The organism is Streptomyces sp. NPDC059003 (genome assembly GCF_042740445.1).
Taxonomy (GTDB): Bacteria; Actinomycetota; Actinomycetes; order Streptomycetales; family Streptomycetaceae; genus Streptomyces.
The window spans coordinates 1-14,300 of record NZ_JBHYJH010000012.1; the positions used below are offsets into that span (position 1 = coordinate 1).

Here is a 14,300-nt window from a genome sequence, read left to right on the forward strand (position 1 = left end):
TGCGGCAGAAGTTTTAGCCCGTCCGGCGTTTGAGGACGAGCGCGAAGCGCGATGAACGGGGGGTCCAGGGGGGGCGGAGCCCCCCTGGTTCGGGAAGGGGCGGGTCTGGGGCGCCCCCGCGACGGCCTCACCCCGCCAGGTACCGCACCTGATCCCACAACACCGGATCCACCACCCCCACCCGCCGCCGAAAGTCCCCCACCCCCAGCTCCCGCACCACATCCGGCTCAACAAAGCTGGCGCGCCCCCGCACATCCCCCACGGCCCCCGGCGGCAACGGCACCACCCCACCCCGCTCATCGTGATACTTCGTCGCGATCCGAGCGACCCGCACCACGTCCCCCCGCACGGCGAGCACCAGAAACGGCCGCTCACCCCCACCGGGGTCCGGATCCCGCGCCCACCAGATCTCCGCGACCCCCGGCCCGCCCCCGCCACGGGACCGCCGCACCCGCCGCCGCGCCCCCCGCGCCCCCCGGCCCCACCCGTCCACGAGCGTGACCACGAGCGCGAGCACGACGACGGCGGCGAGGGCCAGCCACCAGGACGTGTCCATACCAGCGACGGTACCGGCGCACCCGCCGACCCGCCGCCCCTAGGGGTACGGGGCGATGCCGGTGAACGCGATGCCTGCGACGGCGGCGGCGCCCGCGAGCGCGGTACCGAGCCGAACCCACCAGTTGAGACGCCGCCACCCTGCCCGACCCGCATCCCTCGCCATGATCCCCCCGGAGGCCGAGGCACCCAGCCGTTCCTCACCACCTCTGTCCCACCCGCACCGGGCCCCCTCCCGGGAGCCCTCCTCAAGAGTTACGCCCGCCACCCCGAACTACGGGGGAAGAGTGACGTGACCGGTGACTTCGCCCACAACGGCCCGCGACGGAGGAGCGAGGCACCGTTTCGCGCCTTACGCTCGACGGACCGCACGCCCCCGTTTCCCCCGACCGCCAGCGCGGAGGTTCCAGCTATATGAAGCTCACCGTCGTCGGCTGCTCGGGGTCGTTTCCGTCCGCGGACTCGGCCTGCTCGAGCTACCTCGTCGAGGCCGACGGCTTCCGGCTGCTGCTCGACATGGGCAACGGCGCCCTCGGAGAGCTGCAGCGCCACATCGGTCTGTACGACCTCGACGCGATCTTCCTCAGCCATCTGCACGCCGACCACTGCATCGACATGTGCGCGTACTTCGTGGCCCGCTACTACCGCCACGAGGGCGGCCGCTGCGCGCCCATCCCGGTGTACGGCCCGGAGGGCACCGAGCAGCGCCTGACCACGGCGTACGCGGACACGCCGTCCGCGTCGTCGATGAGCGAGGTCTTCGACTTCCACACGGTCAAGCCGGGCGCCTTCGACATCGGCCCGCTCTCGGTGCGCACGGAGAAGGTCTGCCACCCGGTCGAGGCGTACGGCCTGCGTGTCGAGCACAACGGGAAGTCGCTCACGTACTCCGGAGACACCGGCCCGTGCGAGGCACTCGACGAACTCGCCGCGGGCACCGACCTGTTCCTGTGCGAGGCGGCCTTCACGCACGGCAAGGAGAACATCCCGGACCTGCACCTCAACGGCCGCGAGGCGGGCGAGTCCGCGAGCCGCGCCGACGCCCGCCGCCTGGTGCTCACCCACATCCCGCCGTGGACGGACGCCCAGGTCAACCTGGCCGACGCCCGGGACGTCTTCGCGGGCCCCGTGGAGCTCGCGGCGCCGGGAGTGACGTACGAGATCTGAGCCGCCGGGCCCGCCCCCAGGCGTATCGATACGGCAGCGGCCCGCACGACGGGCGTACGCGGCGGCAGTACGACGACGAAGGCCCCGGAACCAGTGCGGTTCCGGGGCCTTCGGCGTACGGGGAAGGGCTTACGCCTTCGTCAGGTCCTCGATCTCCTCCTCGGGCTCGCGGCCCGGGGTCGGGATGTTGAACTTGACGATCGCGAAGCGGAAGACCACGTAGTAGACGGCCGCGAACGCCAGGCCGATCGGGATGATCATCCAGGGCTTCTCGGCGAACTTCCAGTTCAGGACGTAGTCGATCGCACCGGCGGAGAAGGTGAAGCCGTGGTGCACGCCGAGCGCCCAGGTGACCGTCATCGCGACGGCCGTGAGGATCGCGTGGATCACGTACAGGGCCGGGGCGATGAACATGAACGCGAACTCGATCGGCTCGGTGATGCCGGTGACGAACGAGGTGAGCGCGAGGGACATCATCATGCCGCCGACGACCTTGCGGCGCTCGGGGCGGGCGGTGTGGGTGATGGCGAGCGCGACGGCGGGCAGCGCGAACATCATGATCGGGAAGAAGCCGGACATGAACTGGCCCGCGGTCGGGTCACCGTGCATGAAGCGCTGGATGTCGCCGTGCCACATGGCACCGGCGGAGTCGGTGAAGGAGCCGATCTCCTGCCAGGCGACGGTGTTCACGAACTGGTGCATGCCGACGGGGAGCAGCGCGCGGTTGACCACGCCGAAGATGCCCGCGCCGATGGAGCCGAGGCCGGTCATCCACTCGCCGAAGTTGGTGATCGCGTCGCCGACCGGGCCCCAGCACAGGCCGAAGAAGACGCCCATGGCGGTGCCGATGAAGGCCATGATGATCGGCACCAGGCGGCGGCCGTTGAAGAAGCCGAGCCAGTCCACCAGCTTGGTGCGGTGGAACTTCTGCCAGACCACGGCGGAGATCAGGCCCATGATGATGCCGCCGAAGACCTTGGGGTCGTTGTACGTGGCGGCGACGTCGGCACCCTTGGTGATCTTCAGCTCGGTGACCGGGAAGGCCTGGAGGACCTTCGTGTAGACCAGGAAGCCGACGAGCGCGGCGAGGGCCGTGGAGCCGTCCGCCTTCTTCGCGAAGCCGATCGCGACACCGATGCAGAACAGCATCGGCATGTTGGAGAACACGGCGTCACCGGCGTTGGCGAACACCGTGGCGACCTTGCCCCAGCCCAGGCCGTCCTTGCCGAAGACGTCGTCCTGGCCGAGGCGCAGCAGGATGCCCGCCGCGGGCAGGACGGCGATGGGCAGCTGCAGGCTGCGGCCCACCTTCTGCAGACCCTGCAACAGGCCGGCGCCCCGCTTCTTCGCGGGCGCCGCCTTGGCGGTGGCCGTACTCATGACTTCCTCCATGTGCGGGTGCTGCCAGGGGGACAGTTGGGGGGTCGACAGCATCCAGGTGGTCTACACCACTCAGTGGTGTAGACCTGTTGTAACACGGTCAAGGCGACATAAGGAACCTGCGATTCCTGTGGGGTCGGCCATAGCGCCGCAAACACGACGAAAGACCCCCGGACCATGGGGTCCGAGGGCCTCGTAGAGGGTATCGCGCGGAGGTTCCGCTTCCGCCCCGGAGCCCGGGGCTCAAACGCCTACGCCTTGGTCTGCTCCGCGTCCAACGCCTTTGCCTCTTCCTCCGGTTCGCGCCCTGGCGTGGGCAGGTCGAACTTATGGATCACGAAGCGGAACAGGGCGTAGTAGACGACCGCGAAGGCCAGGCCGATCGGGATGATCAACCAGGGTTTCGTGGCCAGGCTCCAGTTGATGACGTAGTCGATCAGGCCCGCCGAGAAGCTGAAGCCGTCCTTGACCCCGAGCGCCCAGGTCACCGCCATCGAGACGCCGGTGAGCAGCGCGTGGATCGCGTAGAGCACCGGCGCGATGAACAGGAAGGAGTACTCGATGGGCTCGGTGATGCCGGTGACGAACGACGTCAGGCCGACCGAGAGCATCATGCCGCCGACGACCTTGCGCCGCTCGGGCCGGGCCGCGTGCGTGATCGCCAGGGCCGCCGCGGGCAGCGCGAACATCATGATCGGGAAGAAGCCGGTGGTGAACTGGCCCGCCGTCGGATCCCCGGCGAGGAACCGGTTGATGTCGCCGTGCACCACCGTGCCGTCCGCCTTGGTGTAGTCCCCGAACTGGAACCAGACGAACGTGTTCAGGAACTGGTGCAGGCCGACCGTGAGCAGCGCCCGGTTGGCCACGCCGAAGATGCCCGAGCCCAGCCAGCCGAGGTCCACCAGCCACTTGGAGAAGCTGGTCAGACCGTCACCGATGGGCGGCCAGACCCAGACGCACAGCCCTGCGAAGACGAGCCCGATGAAGGCCATGATGATCGGCACGAGCCGGCGGCCGTTGAAGAAGCCGAGCCAGTCGACGAGCCGCACGCGGTGGTAGCGCTGCCAGAACCAGGCCGCGAGCAACCCCATCACGATGCCGCCGAACACCCCGGGATTCTGGTACGCGGCCTGCGCGGACGTGCCGTCCTCGGCCACGCACACCCCGCTCCACATCCCGGCCCCCGCGAAGTCGGCGCCCGCCGCGCAGTCGTCGGGAAAGGCGCGGAGCACGGCGTAGTAGACGAGGAACCCCGCGACCGCCGCGAGCGCCGTGGAGCCGTCGGCCTTCTTCGCCATGCCGATGGCGACGCCGATGCAGAAGAGCAGCGGCAGGCCGAGCGAGGAGTCGAGGAGCGCGCCGCCCGCCGCCGCGAAGACCTTGGCGACGTTCGTCCAGCCGAGCCCGTCGTCGCCGAAGACGTCCGGCTGGCCGAGCCGGTTCAGGATGCCCGCGGCGGGCAGCACGGCGATGGGCAGCTGCAGGCTGCGGCCCATCTTCTGCAGCCCCTGGAAGAGGCCGTTCCACCACTTCTTCCGCGGTACCGCGGCGGCGTCGGAACTCATCGGCGTTCCTCCCGGAACCAGCCAGGTTTGGCGGTCGTTGAAAACTGGTGTAGACCAGTTGCGGACGGGTACGCGGCACCGCCCCCACAAGGGGCGACACCTTGATCGTCATGATTGAGTACGGCCGCCGTGACCGCCCGCGAAGATGGGCCAACCGTGCGTTACCGTGACAAAGCGGACCTACGGTGTTGAGGCCGCGTCCTTTCACAGCAGGGAGAAACCAATGGCCAGCAAGGCTGAGAAGATCGTCGCCGGGCTCGGTGGCCTCGACAACATCGAAGAGGTCGAGGGCTGCATCACCCGCCTCCGCACGGAGGTCAACGACCCGTCTCTGGTCGACGAGGCCGCCCTGAAGGCCGCGGGCGCGCACGGCGTCGTCAAGATGGGCACGGCGATCCAGGTCGTCATCGGCACGGACGCGGACCCCATCGCGGCGGAGATCGAAGACATGATGTGAGACCGGCTCCCGCTGGTTTTTGAAGGCCCCGCTCCGCTCGACCGGAGCGGGGCCTTCACGCGTGCGCGGATGAAAAGCCCGTCGAGGGGGCACCCCCTGCTCTTTAAGAGCTTGGGGGAGATTGAGGACGAGCGCGCAGCGCGACAAGCCCGAGCCAGGGCAGCCCCGCACGGCACCGCGGCAACCGAGGAACCGCTCAAAGGCTAGGCTCAACGCCATGTCTCGATTCGACGGCCGCACCCCCGAACAGCTCCGCCCCATCACCATCGAGCGCGGCTGGAGCAAGCACGCCGAAGGCTCCGTCCTCGTCTCCTTCGGCGACACCAAGGTCTTCTGCACCGCCTCCGTCACCGAAGGCGTGCCCCGCTGGCGCAAGGGCAGCGGCGAGGGCTGGGTCACCGCCGAGTACTCGATGCTGCCCCGCTCCACCAACACCCGCGGCGACCGCGAGTCCGTCCGCGGCAAGATCGGCGGCCGCACCCACGAGATCTCCCGCCTCATCGGCCGCTCCCTGCGCGCCGTCGTCGACTACAAAGCACTCGGCGAGAACACCATCGTCCTGGACTGCGACGTCCTCCAGGCCGACGGCGGCACCCGCACAGCCGCCATCACCGGCGCCTACGTCGCCCTCGCCGACGCCGTCACCTGGGCCCAGGGCAAGAAGCTCATCAAACCCGGCCGCCAGCCCCTCACCGGCACCGTCAGCGCCGTGTCCGTCGGCATCGTCGGCGGCGTACCCCTGCTCGACCTCGCCTACGAGGAAGACGTCAAGGCCGACACCGACATGAACGTCGTCTGCACCGGCGACGGCCGCTTCGTCGAGGTCCAGGGCACCGCCGAAGCCGAGCCCTTCGCCCGCGACGAACTCAACGCACTCCTCGACCTCGCCGTCGCGGGCTGCGCCGAGCTGACGGCGCTCCAGCGTCAAGCACTGGATTCGGCCAAGTAGCGCGAAGCAGCGCCAAGTACCGCCAAGTAGCGTCAGGCCGAGCCAAGTAGAGGCCGACGCACGGCAGTTCAGTACCTCCCGAGGCAACCGTCCCCCTCATGTCCGGCGTTCTTTGGGGTATGGAGCGTGCGGGCACAACCACGTGCCCGCACACCGCACAACGGGAGGACTCATCCATGGCCGTGCGTCACCGGCGCATCACCGTCGCCATCACCACCGCACTGATAGCCGTCCCGGCGACACTCGGCCTCGTGGCCTGCGACCCCGAGGACGCCGTGGACTGCGTCAAGGCGGCCGACGCCGTCTCCGACGGCGCCGACGCCCTGCGGAAGGCGGCCCAGGACGCGGTCCTGTACCCCGACCGGAATTCCGAGAAGCGGTTCGACAAGATCAGGGACGACCTCGACGACATCCGCAGGGACCACGACGACGACAAGGACATCACCGAGGCCGTCGACGAGATGAAGAAGGCCGTCGACAACGTCGAGGACGCCGTCGACGACGGCGACAAGACCCCCGACCTCAGCCCCGTCGTGGACGCCGCGGGCAAGGTCACCAAGGCCTGCACCAGCTGACGCGGCGGGCGGGCGAGGCGAGGAGACGGCCCGGCGATCACGTCCCGCCGACGGGACCGATACTGGTCCCATGACCCGCCTGATCCTCGCCACCCGCAACGCCGGAAAACTCACCGAACTCAGGGCGATCCTCGCCGACGCGCACCTCGACCACGAGCTCGTCGGCGCGGACGCCTACCCCGACGTCCCCGACGTCAAGGAAACCGGCGTCACCTTCGCCGAGAACGCCCTCCTCAAGGCCCACGCCCTCGCCCGGGCCACCGGCCTGCCCGCCGTCGCCGACGACTCGGGCCTGTGCGTGGACGTACTCGGCGGCGCCCCCGGCATCTTCTCCGCCCGCTGGGCCGGCCGGCACGGCGACGACCGGGCCAACCTGAACCTGCTCCTCGCCCAGCTCGGCGACATCGCCGACGACGCCCACCGCGGCGCCCACTTCTTCTGCGCCGCGGCCCTCGCCCTCCCCGACGGCACCGAACGCGTCGTCGAGGGCCGCCTCCTGGGCACCCTGCGCCACACCCCGTCCGGCACGAACGGCTTCGGCTACGACCCGATCCTCCAGCCCAAGGGCGACACCCGCACGTGCGCCGAGCTCACGGCGGACGAGAAGAACGCGATCAGCCATCGCGGCGAGGCGTTCAGGGCGTTGGTGCCGGTGGTGCGGGAGCTGTTGGGCTGACAGTAATGGCCTGCGAATTCAACTTTCGATTCGCAGGCCATTCATGTGCGGCGGAAGGGATTCGAACCCTCAAGCCCGATCAAGGGCCACAGATCCTAAGTCTGCCGTGTCGCCATTGCACCACCGCCGCGGGCGCTAGCCATGGTACCGGTCAGGCCCTCCCTCTCGACCGCTGCCCTCCTCTGCACCAGGTGCTGGTGATCGCATGGCAGTTCGGGCACAGCAACCGCAGATTCTCCCGCCGGTCGTCGCTCCAGTCGCCGTTGATGTGGTCGATCTCCAGGGTCATGGGCTTCCCGTTCCATTCGGGCGGGGTCCCACACCTGTCGCAACGCTCGGAGACGCCGACCTCGCGCAGGGCGCGGCGGAGCAGGAAGCTCTGGGCTCGGCGTTGGCCGTCGTGCTTGACCAGGATGGCCTCAGCCGTCTTCCTCGGTGTGGTGCCCGGTTTGCCCAGTTGATGCGCCTGGCCGAGGAAATGGGATGTGTCTATTCGTTCCTCGGCGATCCACTCGCGCAGCATGCTCCGCTGCGCTGAGTTGTTCGGCCGCTCAAGGACCCGAAGTGTCCCGGCGATGGACTCGGACTCCGCTACGGCTTTACGGAGAGAGGCCGCATCGGGCCGTGTGTGCCGCCTGGTGCTGCGCTTGCAGCGGCGGAGGTGTGTTACGTCGATTCCGAAATGGTCGAACCGTTTGAACAGGTGGCGGTGGAGGCTCCGGTAGGGTCGCGTCCCCAAGAATGCGACGACCTCTTCGATGGACGAGCAGTTCTCGGCCGCCTTCGTCAGCAGCTCCCGCGTGTAGCGGACCGGCGGCTCCTTCATGATCGCCTCTTCTTGCCGCGCCCCCGGTAAGTGTCCGTGGTCGAGTGGCAGTTGGGACAGAGCATCCGCAGGTTCTCGATCCGGTTGTCGCTCCAGTCGCCGTCGATGTGGTCGACCTCAAGCGGCAGCGGTTCACCCAGCCATTCCGGCCCGATTCCGCACAGCGCGCACCGTTCGACAACACCGAGTTCTGTCATGGCTCGCTTGAGTCGAGTGTTGGGCACACGCCTGGTGGAGTCGACGATCAAGATCTCCGCAGGGGTGCGCCTCCTGCGGATGTCCGGGACCATCTCGGACCGAGCCTGCTTGCTGAAGTGCGACGTGTCGATCCCATACGCCTTGATGCGACGGCTGATGTGCGTGTGATAGCCGCCCACGATCCCGATTTCGAGGTACCGCAGCACGTCGTTCACGCTCTTCGACGCCGCCACCGCAGGCTCCAATACCTCCCGCGTCCACCGCGCCCCGTTCTCCCGCACGAAGTGCGACGTGTCCACGCCCAGCTTCTTCATCCGGTTCCGGATGTACTCGCGGCTCGGCCCCTTCGGATCCACCCCCAACTTCCCCAACGCCTCCGACAACGTCCCCGAAGACGCCGCCGCCTCGGCCAGCCTCTCCCGTGTGTAGGGGCTTGCCCCCATCGGTCCCCTCCGATTCCGGCCACTCGTTCGTGGTCTCGTACGGAGTAACGAACCGACTATCGGACAGTCACGCACGGGATGCGGAGCGTGCGGCTCCGGGCGGGCCGAGGCGTTGGCCGGGGCTAGACGCCCAGATCGCGGATGATCTTGGCCACGTGGCCCGTCGCCTTCACGTTGTAGAAGGCGTGCTCCACCTTGCCGTGCTCGTCGACGACCACCGTCGAGCGGATGACGCCCGTCACCGTCTTGCCGTACAGCTTCTTCTCGCCGAAGGCGCCGTAGGCCTCCAGGGTGGCCTTGGACGGGTCGCCGACCAGGGTGACCTTGAGGTTCTCCTTCTCGCGGAACTTCGCGAGCTTCTCCGGCTTGTCGGGGGACACGCCGATGACGTCGTAGCCCGCGGCCGCGAGCACGTCCAGGTTGTCCGTGAAGTCGCAGGCCTGCTTGGTGCAGCCGGGCGTGAGGGCGGCCGGGTAGAAGTACACGATGACCTTGCGGCCCTTGTGGTCCGCGAGGGAGACCTCCTTGCCGTCGGCGTCGGGCAGGGTGAACGCCGGGGCCGTGTCGCCGGGCGTGAGTCGCTCGCTCATCTCTCGGTCTCCTCGCAGAAGGGGTGGTGACGGTGTCGAGCGTAATGGGGGTGCTGTGGGGTGCGGGGCGGCGGAAGCTGACAGACTGTGGAGCGACCACGTACAGGAACACACCCCACGGAGGCAGCGCGGTGTCGGATGCGGATGCCAGGACCCCTGCGCAGATCGAGGCGGACATCAAGCGCCGGCGCGAGCAGCTCGCCGAGACCCTGGACGAGATCGGGGTACGGGTCCACCCCTCGACGATCGTCGGGGACGCCAAGGCCAAGGTCGCGGCGAAGGTGGACAACACCGTCGGGCGGGCCTACGTCGGGGCGAACCGCTTCGTCTCCGACGTGAAGCGCCAGCTCGTCGCGGACGACGGCGCCCCGCGCCTGGAGCGGATCGTGCCGGTGGCCCTCGTCGTGGTGGGCGTCGTCGGGCTCCTCGCGGTCGGTTCCCGGCGTCGCAAGGGCTGACCCGGGGGCGTACAGGGCGCGCGCGGGCAGGTAGGTTCGGGGCGTGAGCGCCAAGACACATGAATCAAGCAGCCATGACGACAAGCTGCCGATCCGGATGCTGCACGACCGCGTGCTCGTGCGCCAGGACGCCTCCGAGGGCGAGCGGCGCTCCGGCGGCGGCATCCTGATTCCCGCCACGGCGGCCGTGGGCCGTCGGCTCGCGTGGGCCGAGGTGGTCGCGGTCGGGCAGAACGTGCGCACGGTGGAGCCGGGCGACCGGGTTCTCTACGACCCGGAGGACCGGGCCGAGGTCGAGGTGCGGGGCGTGGCGTACGTGCTGATGCGTGAGCGTGATCTGCACGCGGTGGCCGCGGACCGCTTCGAGGGGTCGGAGGACTCGACGGGTCTTTACCTGTAGGGATCCGCAGGGATCTGTTCCGCAGGGATCTGTAGGGATCCGCGGGTGCCCGTACTCGTGGGGCCCGTACGGACGCAGGGGCTGGTGACCGGTGTCACCAGCCCCTTTTGCATGCCCTTTGCTACCGTGGAAGGACCCCGACGAGACGCGCCGTACCGGGACCCGCAAAGACGACGCACCCCCTGAAGTCACGTTTTCGGAGGTGCCGTCATGGCTTGGGTCCTGCTGGTCGTCGCCGGTCTGCTCGAGGTGGGCTGGTCGATCGGGATGAAGTTCACCGAGGGGTTCACCCGCCTGTGGCCGAGTGTGTTCACCGGCGCGGGCATCGTCGCGAGCATGGTGCTGCTGTCGTACGCGGCCAAGTCGCTGCCGATCGGTACGGCGTACGGCGTGTGGGTCGGCATCGGTGCGGCGGGTGCCGCGGTGGTCGGCATGGTCGCCCTCGGCGAGCCGACGACCGCGGCGCGGATCTTCTTCGTGTGTCTGCTGCTCGTGGCCGTCGTCGGCCTGAAGGCGACGAGCGGCCACTGAGTCCGGCGGGAGGCCCGGCCGGGGGTCCGGCCGGGTCCGTCGTCAGTCGCCGCGGGCGCGGCCGTTCGTGCCGGTGGTGAGGCCGCCCAGGGCGCCTGCCGGGCCGCCCTGGTCACCGCCCCCGCCGTCCGCGGTGCCGCCGCCGTCGTCGGTGCCTCCGGTGGGGCCGCCCGTGGGTCCTTGGGTCTGGCCCTGGTCCTGACCCTGGGTCGAGCCCTGGTTCTGGCCCTGTGACTGGCCGCCCTGGTCCTGGCCTCCGGTCGGGCCCTGGTTCTGCCCCTGGGTCTGGCCGCCCTGGTCCTGGCCGTCGGTCTGGCCGCCGTTCGCGGTGCCGCCGTCGGTCTTGCCGGTGTCGTCGTCGCCGCCGGTCGCGCCGCCGGTGTCGTCGCCCTCGTCGGGCTCCTCGGCGGACTGGGACGGGTCGGGGGCGACCGGCTGGTCCGCGCCGGCCTCCAGCTCCAGGTCGAAGTCCTGGACGGCCTTGCCTTCCAGGGCTTCCTTGGTGAACTGGGCCCACACCTTCGCCGGGTAGCCGCCGCCGTTGATGCGCGGCTCGCCGAGCGCCCCGTACAGCGGGGTCTGCGCGGCCGTGTTCGGGTCCTGGCCCATGACCGCGACGACCGTCGCGAGGTCCGGGGTGTAGCCCGCGAACCAGGCCGCCTTGTCGTTCTCGGCGGTGCCGGTCTTGCCGGCCGCGGGACGGCCCGCGGCGAGCGCGTTGGTGCCGGTGCCGGACTCGACGACGCTCTGCAGGATCGACGTCGTCGTGTCCGCGGCCTCGCGGCTGACGGCGGTGCGGGTCTCGCGCTCGGGCAGCGTGACCTCCTGGCCGTCCTTGGTGACCTTCTCGACGATGGTGTACGTGCCGTGCTTGCCGTGGTTGGCGAGCGTCGCGTACGCCTCGGTCATGTCGAGGACGCTGGCCGTGGACGGGCCGAGCGCGATGGACGGGGACGCGGTCAGGTCCGGGGTGTTCTTCGGTACGCCGAGGGCGACCGCGGTGTCCTTGACGTTGTCGGAGCCGACGTCGACGGCCATCTGCGCGTACACGGAGTTGACCGACTTGTCGGTGGCCTCGCGCACGGTGATGTCGCCGTAGTTGACGTCGTCCTCGTTCGCGGGTGCGTACGAGCCGCCGTCCCAGCCCTGGACCGGGCGCCGGTTGTTGCCGTCGTAGACGGTGTTCGGCGTGATGGGGCGGCCGTCCTGCGTGGTCGAGCCGTTCTGCACGGCCGAGGTGAACACGAAGGGTTTGAACGTGGAGCCGACCTGGTAGTCGCGCCGGGTCGCGTTGTTCATGAACTGCTTGGTGTAGTCGATGCCGCCGTACATCGCGACGACTTTGCCGGTCTTCGGGTCCACGGACGCGCCGCCGACCCGCACGTTCCGGTCGATCTTGCGGGCCTTCTTGTCGACCCTCGACATCACCTGGTCCTCGACGGCCTTCACGAAGGCGTCCTGCTTGGGCTTCTGCAGGGTCGTGGTGATGCGGTAGCCGCCCTTGCTGAGGGTGTCCTCGTCGACGATCTTGTTCTGGATGAGGTAGTCCTCGACGGCCTTGACCACGTAGCCGCGCTGGCCGGACAGGCCCGCCGCGCCCTTGGCCTGGTCGGGCATCGGGAACTTCATGCCCTGCCGCTTGGCGGAGTCGAGCCAGCCCTCCTTGACCATGCCGTCGAGGACGTAGTTCCAGCGGGCCATGGCCTTGGGCTTGTTCTCCGGGTGCGTCGCGACGTCGTACGCGTTCGGCGAGTTGAGCAGCGTCGCGAGGTAGGCGCCCTGGGCCGTGGTCAGGTCGTCGACGTCCTTGCCGTAGTACGCCTGGGCCGCGGCCTGCACGCCGTAGGTGTTGCGGCCGAAGTAGCTGGTGTTCAGGTAGCCCTGGAGGATGTCGTCCTTGCTCACCTCGCGGTCCAGCTTGATCGCGATGAAGAACTCCTTCACCTTGCGGGAGACGGTCTGCTCCTGGCCCAGGTAGTAGTTCTTCACGTACTGCTGGGTGATGGTGGAGCCGGACTGCTTGCCCTTGCCGGTGACGGTGTTCCAGGCGGCGCGGAGCATCGCCTTCGGGTCGACGGCGGACTCCCCGTAGAAGTCCCGGTCCTCGGCGGCGAGCGCCGCGTGCTGGACGTGCTTGGGAACCTTCGAAAGGGGGACGTTCTCGCGGTTGACCTCGCCGTCACGGGCGATCTCGGTGCCGTCGGCGTAGGTGTAGACGTTGCTCTGCTTGGTCGCCATGGCGTTGGCGGGCGGGATGTTGACGAGCATGTAGCCCGTCATGAAGGCGCCCACGACCAGCAGGATCAGCAGGATGAAGGAGCCGAGGACCATCCGCCAGGTGGGGATGAGCCGCCGCCAGCCCTTGCGCTTGGGCCGCTTGCGCTTCTTGCCCTTCTTGCCGCCGCCCTCGCCGGGGGCGGTCGCCGGTTCCGCTTCGGCGGGTTCCTCGGGCTCGCGGGGCGCCCAGCCCTGCGGCTCGGCGCCGCCGGACTCGCGGTGCTGGGCGCCGGGGCCTTCGGCGCTCGTGGGCCGGAGGCGTTGGGTGGCGGGCCCGCCTTGAGCGGACGCGGTGCCTCCGGAAGCGGCGGCGGCAGCGCCGACGCCCGCCCCGCCGACGCCCGCCCCGCCGACGCCCGCCCCGCCGACGGCTGCGGCGCCTCCGGCTGCGGCGCCTTTGGCCGCGGTGGCCCCGCGCCGCTGGCCGGCGCGGTCGGTGACCGGGCGGATCTGCTGGGTGGCGGGGTCGGTGGGGGAGCCGTGCGGGGTGGTGGCGCCGGTGGCCCCGGTGGCGCCGTTCCGGGCTCCGGCGGGGCTCTGCGGCCCGGCGCCGCGCCTGGGCTGCGCGTGGCCCGTACGGGGCTGCTCCTGTCCCGTACGGGGTGCTTCCTGTCCCGTACGGGGTGCTTTCTGGCCCGTACGGGGTGCTTTCTGGCCCGTACGGGGAGTCTCGGGGCCCGTGCGGGGTGCTTGGTGACCCGTGCCGGGCTGCTCGTGGTCCCGGATGGGCCGGAACTGCTGGGTCGCGGGGTCGTTCGGCGCGGCGGGGCCGCCGGGGCGCCCGGCGCCTCGCTCGCGTCCGTTCCCGGGGGTGCCCGGTCCTGCGGGCGGGGTGGCCGCGCCGCCGGGGCCGGGGCGTGCGGCTTGCTGGCCGCGTCCGTCGCCGCGGTCGCCGCGCGCGGCGCCGTGCTGCCCGGAGGGGTCGTGCTGAGCGCGGGCCGCGTCTTCGGGGCGTACGCCGCCTCCAGGACGTGCCGCGCCCCCAGGGCGTACCGCATCCTGCCCCTGCCCCGCGCCGGGAGCGCCCGGCCGGGACGCGGGGGCACCCTGCCCCGCGCCGGAGCCGCCCGGCCGCGCACCCGAGCCGTCGCGCCCGGCCGCGCCGGAGCCCGCCCGAGGACCGGAGCCGTCGTATCCGGTGCCCGCGCCCGTGCCGCTGTGCCCGGCGCCCGCGCCCGAGCCCGCCCGAGGACCGGAGCCGTCGTACCCGGAGCCCGGCCGCGCACCCGAGCCCGATCGCGCACCCGAGCCGT

General features: G+C 70.2%; 15 protein-coding genes, 1 tRNA gene and 1 riboswitch. Of the genes, 8 read left to right on the forward strand and 8 right to left on the reverse strand.

From position 1 onward, the window contains the following. Positions 1–127: 127 nt before the first annotated feature. Positions 128–556, reverse strand: coding sequence for a type II toxin-antitoxin system PemK/MazF family toxin (locus ACFWZ5_RS07870; protein WP_384802317.1), 429 nt, complete (start codon positions 554–556; stop codon positions 128–130). 413 nt (positions 557–969) lie between these two features. Between ACFWZ5_RS07870 and ACFWZ5_RS07875 the strand changes: the two genes are divergently transcribed. Beyond that, a complete protein-coding gene (locus ACFWZ5_RS07875) occupies positions 970–1,722 on the forward strand; it encodes an MBL fold metallo-hydrolase (protein WP_384802320.1) in 753 nt (250 codons plus the stop codon). Positions 1,723–1,851: 129 nt separating this feature from the next. Here the strand turns inward: ACFWZ5_RS07875 and ACFWZ5_RS07880 are convergent, their stop codons facing one another. After that, positions 1,852–3,102 carry a PTS transporter subunit EIIC gene (locus tag ACFWZ5_RS07880; protein WP_384802323.1) on the reverse strand — a complete coding sequence of 417 codons (1,251 nt, stop codon included), beginning with the start codon at positions 3,100–3,102 and terminating at the stop codon, positions 1,852–1,854. A gap of 251 nt (positions 3,103–3,353) precedes the next feature. Beyond that, positions 3,354–4,667 (reverse strand): PTS transporter subunit EIIC, encoded by a 1,314-nt coding sequence (locus ACFWZ5_RS07885; protein WP_384802326.1) that lies wholly within the window; start codon positions 4,665–4,667, stop codon positions 3,354–3,356. Positions 4,668–4,890: 223 nt separating this feature from the next. Between ACFWZ5_RS07885 and ACFWZ5_RS07890 the strand changes: the two genes are divergently transcribed. The 4 genes from ACFWZ5_RS07890 (at position 4,891) to rdgB (ending at position 7,324) form a co-directional block, all read left to right on the forward strand. Then, positions 4,891–5,124, forward strand: coding sequence for a glucose PTS transporter subunit EIIB (locus ACFWZ5_RS07890; RefSeq protein WP_024756373.1), 234 nt, complete (start codon positions 4,891–4,893; stop codon positions 5,122–5,124). Between the two features lie 217 nt (positions 5,125–5,341). Beyond that, a complete protein-coding gene (gene rph, locus ACFWZ5_RS07895) occupies positions 5,342–6,073 on the forward strand; it encodes a ribonuclease PH (RefSeq protein ID WP_384802329.1) in 732 nt (243 codons plus the stop codon). A 176-nt stretch (positions 6,074–6,249) separates the two neighbouring features. Then, positions 6,250–6,648, forward strand: a complete 399-nt coding sequence (locus tag ACFWZ5_RS07900) for a hypothetical protein (protein WP_384802332.1) — start codon at positions 6,250–6,252, stop codon at positions 6,646–6,648. Between the two features lie 70 nt (positions 6,649–6,718). Next, positions 6,719–7,324 (forward strand): RdgB/HAM1 family non-canonical purine NTP pyrophosphatase, encoded by a 606-nt coding sequence (rdgB, locus tag ACFWZ5_RS07905; RefSeq protein WP_384802335.1) that lies wholly within the window; start codon positions 6,719–6,721, stop codon positions 7,322–7,324. 46 nt (positions 7,325–7,370) lie between these two features. Here rdgB and ACFWZ5_RS07910 read toward each other — a convergent pair. The 4 genes from ACFWZ5_RS07910 to bcp form a co-directional block, all read right to left on the reverse strand. Next, positions 7,371–7,454: transfer RNA gene (locus ACFWZ5_RS07910), tRNA-Leu, on the reverse strand. Positions 7,455–7,475: 21 nt separating this feature from the next. Then, positions 7,476–8,150: an HNH endonuclease gene (locus tag ACFWZ5_RS07915; RefSeq protein ID WP_384802338.1), complete on the reverse strand. Its 675-nt coding sequence runs from the start codon at positions 8,148–8,150 to the stop codon at positions 7,476–7,478. After that, positions 8,147–8,791 (reverse strand): HNH endonuclease, encoded by a 645-nt coding sequence (locus ACFWZ5_RS07920; protein WP_384802341.1) that lies wholly within the window; start codon positions 8,789–8,791, stop codon positions 8,147–8,149. The genes ACFWZ5_RS07915 and ACFWZ5_RS07920 overlap by 4 nt, the downstream gene beginning before the upstream one ends. Positions 8,792–8,913: 122 nt before the next feature. Beyond that, positions 8,914–9,381, reverse strand: coding sequence for a thioredoxin-dependent thiol peroxidase (gene bcp, locus ACFWZ5_RS07925; protein WP_384802344.1), 468 nt, complete (start codon positions 9,379–9,381; stop codon positions 8,914–8,916). 131 nt (positions 9,382–9,512) lie between these two features. Between bcp and ACFWZ5_RS07930 the strand changes: the two genes are divergently transcribed. From ACFWZ5_RS07930 to ACFWZ5_RS07940, 3 genes are all read left to right on the forward strand, one after another. Next, positions 9,513–9,839, forward strand: a complete 327-nt coding sequence (locus tag ACFWZ5_RS07930) for a DUF3618 domain-containing protein (protein ID WP_384802347.1) — start codon at positions 9,513–9,515, stop codon at positions 9,837–9,839. Positions 9,840–9,936: 97 nt separating this feature from the next. Further along, positions 9,937–10,239 carry a GroES family chaperonin gene (locus ACFWZ5_RS07935; protein WP_383776943.1) on the forward strand — a complete coding sequence of 101 codons (303 nt, stop codon included), beginning with the start codon at positions 9,937–9,939 and terminating at the stop codon, positions 10,237–10,239. A gap of 110 nt (positions 10,240–10,349) precedes the next feature. Then, positions 10,350–10,419, forward strand: a riboswitch (guanidine-III (ykkC-III) riboswitch). Between the two features lie 30 nt (positions 10,420–10,449). Further along, positions 10,450–10,770, forward strand: a complete 321-nt coding sequence (locus ACFWZ5_RS07940; RefSeq protein ID WP_384802350.1) for a DMT family transporter — start codon at positions 10,450–10,452, stop codon at positions 10,768–10,770. A gap of 42 nt (positions 10,771–10,812) precedes the next feature. Here the strand turns inward: ACFWZ5_RS07940 and ACFWZ5_RS07945 are convergent, their stop codons facing one another. Then, on the reverse strand, positions 10,813–13,497 hold the full coding sequence (locus ACFWZ5_RS07945; RefSeq protein ID WP_384802353.1) for a transglycosylase domain-containing protein: 2,685 nt from the start codon (positions 13,495–13,497) through the stop codon (positions 10,813–10,815). Between the last annotated feature and the right edge of the window lie 803 nt (positions 13,498–14,300).